Below are 6528 nucleotides of genomic sequence, written 5' to 3'. Positions count from 1 at the left end.
ACCAAGTCAACCAGCAACACCAAAATATGTTGAAGGTCAAAAAGAGTTGCCAAATACAGGTACTGAAGACAATAATAGTCTAGTAGCACTTGGGCTTCTTGGAGTATTGAGTGGATTTGGTCTTGTAGCTCGCAAGAAGAAAGAAGATTAATTAAATCTTTCTGATAAACGAATATAGCAGAAAACCAATGATGTAAAAATCATTGGTTTTTTGAAATTCACAAATGTTTTCTGAAAATAGGTTTGCTAACATTTAATAAAATGGTAAAAATTATTTTAATATTACTAAAAAGAGGATAGATACTTAAAAACAAAAATATATTTACTACTATAAATAATTTTGAAAAATAAAATTTATTTATTATAGTCTAAATTTTAAATTTAATAGTTTGCTTACAATACGGAAGTGTGATATCATTGAGACGTATCGGAGTGCATAATTTTGGCATAAAAACATTGTTATATTAAATGTTAAAAATGTCGGATTTTTTTGTGCTAAGTACATTGAAAAGTGAAATAATTTATAAGGAGGTTGTTACTCGCATGCAAGGGAAACAACAAGATTTTCGAGCGGAGAAGTACATTCGTTACGGTATTCGTAAGTACAGCTTTGGAGCGGCATCAGTAGCGATTGCAGCTGGTTTAATGTTCTTAGGTAATGGTGTAGTATCAGCGACGGAAGTACAATCAGCTGAAACAGCTATTACAACATCTGCTTCTAGTCAAGGTGACAAAGAGACGGAAAAGGCTGAGCCTAAAGCCGAAACAGTAGAGACTGCGAAGCCAGAAACTGTGAATACAGAGACTGTTAATCCAGAAACTGAAAAAGCTACAGAAGTGAAACCTGAAGTTAAAGTAGAAGATACTAAAAAAGTAAACAAGGCTATCCTTGAAGCAAGTATTGCTACTTTGGAGTCTAAACTTTCAACTGCTAAATACGCAGATGCTACAGTAGTAAACTCAGCTAAGGAAGTGTTGGCAACAGCTAAAGCAACTCTAGCTAAGGGAGACGCTAGCCAAGCAGATGTAGATGCACAAGCAGAAACTGTATCAGCGTTGAGCACAGTTGTAACTGAGTCGAATACTGCTGGTTTCGACAAGAAACAAGCGTCTGAAGAAGAAGTAGCAAAAGCTGAAGCTGAAAAGAAAGCTACTCCAGCTGAAAAAGATCTTTCAGTAGCAAAAACAACTCTAACACAAGTATCATCAGAAGCTGAAGTAACTAACAAATTGGCTGAGACTGAACTAGCTAAGGCTGATGTCAAAGAAGAAAACAAGGCAGCAGTTACAGAAGCAGTCGCTAAAAACAAAGAGGTTATTGCTAAAACTAAGACTCTTCTAGCTGATAAGAGTGTGACAAAAGAGCAAGTAGATGCTCAATTGGAACGCCTTAACGAGTCAATCCTTGCAGTTTACAATGAGTTAAAAAATGCAGGAATTGGCCGTGACGGGAAGTTTTCAGTTAACTTGGCAGATGCACAAACAACAGCACTTAAAGATGCAAGTACTGAAACAGGTAAAAAATGGTTAGAAGATCACGGATATTCTTCACTATCAGATATCAAAGTAAAAACTAAAGAAGATAATCTAAAAGAAATTAAAGATTTAAACGACCAAATCCAATGGTTAGACTTTGGAGATACAAATGCGTGGACAGGGTTAAACGCAAATAACCAACTTCAAATCGGTTCTACTTATACAAAAGAATTGATTCCTGGTTATATCGTTACTATGAAGGTTAAAGAATTAAAACCGTTCGAATCAACAGAAATATTCAAAAATCGTGTTGCTGGAACTGATTTAGAAAGTTCTTATCAACCTGATAAAGAAAATAAATTCAATCCAGAAAATGGTGCAACAGGATTAGGTGCGAATCCTCAGAACCAGTGGACACACGTTGCCAATTCTGGTTTGACAACTGGTAATGCTAAAACAACAATCGCAGGAACTAACCCTGCGGGTCAACCTAAAAACGGTCAAGCAGCTGGGGTTAAATTTGAAGTAACAGCGACTTATAACGGTAAAGCTGTTAAACCTGGTATCGTTATGACTTCTGGGGAAGACGTCGGACCGCTTGAGTCTGAAATCTATACAACAGATGGTACACCATGGGACTTAGCTGCAATTGTTGGATATAAAACAAATAAAAATGCTTATCGTCCACTTGATCAATTTAAAGATATGAATGGTGGTAAAACTGCTGTCCTTAAATGGCAAGATGAAAAATTCTATAATGCCTTAAGTGGTGGAAAATTTGCTACTCCTGATGCTGCTACTGCAGGTCTTGGATCTCAAGTGTTTGGAGGTGCTCTAAACCAAAACGGATCAGGAACAGCAATATTATCTACTGCCAATGTAACAGAAGTAGGACTATACATCATGTCTTCTGGACAACAATCTTCTATGATTGGTATCAAGTTCTCTGACTTTGGAGATCTTCCAGAATCTTATGGAATGGCTGAACACTACTTAAGAACACAATCTATAGATTATGACACAAAAGCAATTAAACAGATTCAACAACCATATTTAGGTAAAGTAAAAGCGGATATTGACTCTGCGCCAGGTACTCGTGTAGTTGGAGTAGATTCAGATGATGCAAAAGATAATGCTGATGAAGGTGTAGATCAACTTATTGCTCCAGATAACTTTAAACAAAATAAAGATACGGGTCTTCCAGAGGTACAATTAGTTAAAGCTCCGGACAATACTTATAAAGTTAAGGTTATTGCTTCGGCAAATGGTAATGACAAATACACAGATACTGTTGCACCAGCTTATGTGCGTGGATTTATTGATTTCAACGGAAATGGTAAATTTGATAAAGGTGAAGAATCTAATATCGCTACAGTAACTGGAAATGGTCAAGAAGTAGAACTTACATTTACAAATACCCAAGTCATCGATACTAGTAAGGATGTTGTAAACTTCCGTGTTCGTATCGCAAAAGATGAAGATCAAGTAGAAAAAGCTACAGGAATTGCATACTCTGGGGAAGTTGAAGATAACCAAATCCGAGTTTCTCACCCACCACGTGGAGACTATGAAGAAACTACTGGTAAACAAGGTGAAAAACAAAATATCGGTATTGAATTTGTTAACCGTGTAGAAGCTGATGCATCTGAATTAGGTTCTAACAATGGTAAAACTACATTCAATGCTTATGGTAAAATCGATTACACTGAACAACGTAATTCAATTAGTTTAGCATCAACTAAAAAAGTGCAAACTGAAGGTGTAATGATTGTTAAACCAGATGGAACTTTAGCTAAAACTTACACTAAAGAGGGTCAAGGTACGTATGAAGTAACTGATACAGGTGTAACATTTACTCCAGAAGCTAACTTCGTAGGTAAAGCTGATGGTATCGTACTTCGTGCGGTAGACGCTAATGGTCAATCAACTGGATGGACTTCATTGACAGATCAACACGGTCTTGTCAACATCAATGATGGTACACATACAACTACTACAAAAACTATGGACGCAGTTTATGTACCAAACGTAACTCCAAAAGAAATCACTGCCGATCCTGAAACATCAACTGATGTTCAAGGAAAAGCACAGAAGAAAACTCCAACATTCAAAACTGATGCAGGAACTGATAATGCTGCAACTGTAACACCAAGTGCTACATACCCAGCTAAATTAGTAGATCCAAAAACTGGAGCTAAAGTTGACTCTGTAACTGTAGATGGAGAAGGAACTTACACAATCAATCCAACAACAGGTGAAGTAACATTCCAACCACTTCCAACATTCAAAGGAACTGCAACAGGTGTTGACGTAACATTAACAGCACCAGTAGGTCAAAATAAAGATGGACAAGATGTAACAGCTACAGCTACTACAAAATACACTCCAACAGTAACAGCTGTAGAACCAACAGCTAAACCAGCAGACTCTGCAGGAGTACAAGGTGAAACTCAAAAAGGAACACCAACATTCACAGCAGGAAATGCAGAAGTACCAATTAAAGAAAACTCTGTAAAACTATTGAATCCAGATGGAACAGAAGCAAATGGTCCAGTAGATGCATTAGATGAAAAAGGAAACAAAGTAGGGGAATACACCGTAAACCCAGCAACAGGTGAAGTAACATTCACACCAACTGACAAAACTTACACTGGTAAAGTAACTCCAGCTAAAGTTCAAGCAGAAGATAAAAATGGAACTAAAGTAAACACTACTTACACTCCACACATCGTAGGTGTAACACCAACAGCAACACCAGCGGAATCTTCAGGAATCCAAGGTGAAGTACAAGATGGAACTGTAACATTTGCACCTGGTGAAACAACAGTAGAAGGTGTTAAAAAATCAGTACCAATCAAAGCTAACTCAGCGGTTCTTCTTGATGCTTCAGGTAACCCAGTAGTTCCTGGTACTCCAGTAGACGCTTTAGATCCAGAAGGAAACAAAGTAGGGGAATACACAATTGACCCAGCTACTAACAAAGTAACATTCACACCAACTAACAAAGCTTACAAAGGTAAAGTACAACCAGTTAACGTACAAGCAGAAGACGAAAACGGAACTAAAGTTTCGACAACCTACACACCAACAATCGTAGGAGTAACACCAACAGCAGATCCAGCTAAATCTGTCGATGTTCAAGGTGCAACTCAAACAGGTAAACCAGTATTCCAAGGCGGAACAGCTATGGTTAACGGTGAAGAGAAGATTGTTGAAATTGATGAAGATAAACCAGCTAAATTGGTGGATCCAAAAACAGGAGAACAAGTTGATTCAGTAACTGTAGAAGGCGAAGGAACATATACAGTAGCTCCAGACGGAACAGTAACCTTCAAGCCAGAACCACAATTTACAGGAGTAGCCAAAGGTGTTGAAGTCGTTCGTCAAGATAAGAACGGCACACCGGTTAAAGCTTCTTACACACCAGAAGTTAAACCTGTAACTCCAACAGGAACAGATACTGTAACTGAAGATATCCAAGGTTCAACTCAAACAGGTAAACCTGAATTCAAGGGTGGAACAGTAACAATTGATGGTAAAGAGAAAACTGTAGAAATCAACGAAGATAAACCAGCTAAATTGGTAGATCCGAAAACAGGAGATCCAGTTGATTCAGTAACGATCGAAGGCGAAGGAACATACACAGTAGCTCCAGATGGAACAGTTACCTTCACACCAGAGAAGAACTTCACAGGAAAAGGAACAGGTGTCACAGTTCAACGTGAAGATAAAAACGGTACACCAGTCACAGCTAAGTATACACCAGTTGTTAAGAAAGCAACACCAACAGGAACAGACGCTGTAACAGAAGATATCCAAGGTTCAACTCAAACAGGTAAACCAACATTTGAAGGTGGCAAAGTAACAGTTAACGGTGAAGAAAAAACTGTAGAAATCAACGAAGATAAACCAGCTAAATTGGTAGATCCGAAAACAGGAGATCCAGTAGATTCAGTAACTATCGAAGGCGAAGGAACATACACAGTAGCTCCAGATGGAACAGTTACATTCACACCAGAAAAGAACTTCACAGGTAAAGGAACAGGTGTCACAGTTCAACGCGAAGATAAGAACGGCACACCAGTTAAAGCTACTTACACACCAGTTGTAAAACCAGCTACACCAACAAGTTCAGATGTTATCACTACAAATGTTCAAGGTGCTACTCAATCAGGAACACCAACATTTGAAGGTGGCAAAGTAACAGTTAACGGTGAAGAAAAAACTGTAGAAATCGACGAAACTGTTAAACCAACATTTGACGATGGCACAACTGAGAAGCAAGTCCCAGGTGAAGGAACATACACTATCGATGAGAATGGTACAGTAACATTCACACCAGAGAAAACATTCACTGGTCAAGCGACAGGAGTAACAGTTAAACGTGTGGATAAGAACGGCACACCAATCACAGCTAAGTACACTCCAGTAGTCGTTCCAGTAACACCAACTTCAAAAGATTCTGAATCAGAAGGTCCTAAAGGACAACCTCAATCAGGAACACCAACATTTGAAGGTGGCAAAGTAACAATCAACGGTAAAGAAGTACCAGTAGAAATCGACGAAACTGTTAAACCAACATTTGACGATGGCACAACTGAGAAGAAAGTACCAGGAGAAGGAACATACACAATCGATGAGAACGGTAAAGTAACCTTCACACCAGAACCTGACTTCGTAGGTAAAGCATCAGGTGTAACCGTTAAACGTATAGATAAGAATGGAACACCAGTCACAGCTACTTACACTCCTACAGTTCGTCCTGATACCTCATTCGTTGATAAAGATGGTAACCCACTTTCGCCAACAGAAGATGGAACTAAACCAACTAAAGATATCCCAGGATACAAGATTATTAAGACTGAAGTAGACGAAAAAGGAAATACAAAACACATCTATGAAAAAGTTACAACAACTCATAAAGATAAAGATGGTAATGTAATTCCAGGAACAACTACTGAGGAAGGTACAACTCCTAAGAAAGATATTCCAGGTTACCGTTTCGTAGAGACTAAGAAACTTCCAAATGGCGACATCGAACACGTTTATGAG

At 38.4% G+C, this 6528-nt stretch carries 2 protein-coding genes; both read left to right on the top strand.

Going from position 1 to position 6528, the window contains the following annotated elements; translation table 11 throughout:
• Positions 1-151: LPXTG cell wall anchor domain-containing protein (locus ADF62_RS10505; RefSeq protein ID WP_152901341.1), on the top strand; the 151-nt coding region annotated here is incomplete at its 5' end.
• A gap of 392 nt (positions 152-543) precedes the next feature.
• The coding region (locus ADF62_RS08530) for an Ig-like domain-containing protein (RefSeq protein ID WP_048788600.1) at positions 544-6528 on the top strand (5985 nt) is incomplete at its 3' end.

Source organism: Streptococcus sp. 1004_SSPC (assembly GCF_001069025.1).
Lineage (GTDB): Bacteria > Bacillota > Bacilli > Lactobacillales > Streptococcaceae > Streptococcus > Streptococcus vestibularis.
Note: the sequence above shows the minus strand (reverse complement) of the source record. Positions and strands in the feature narration are given on the sequence as shown.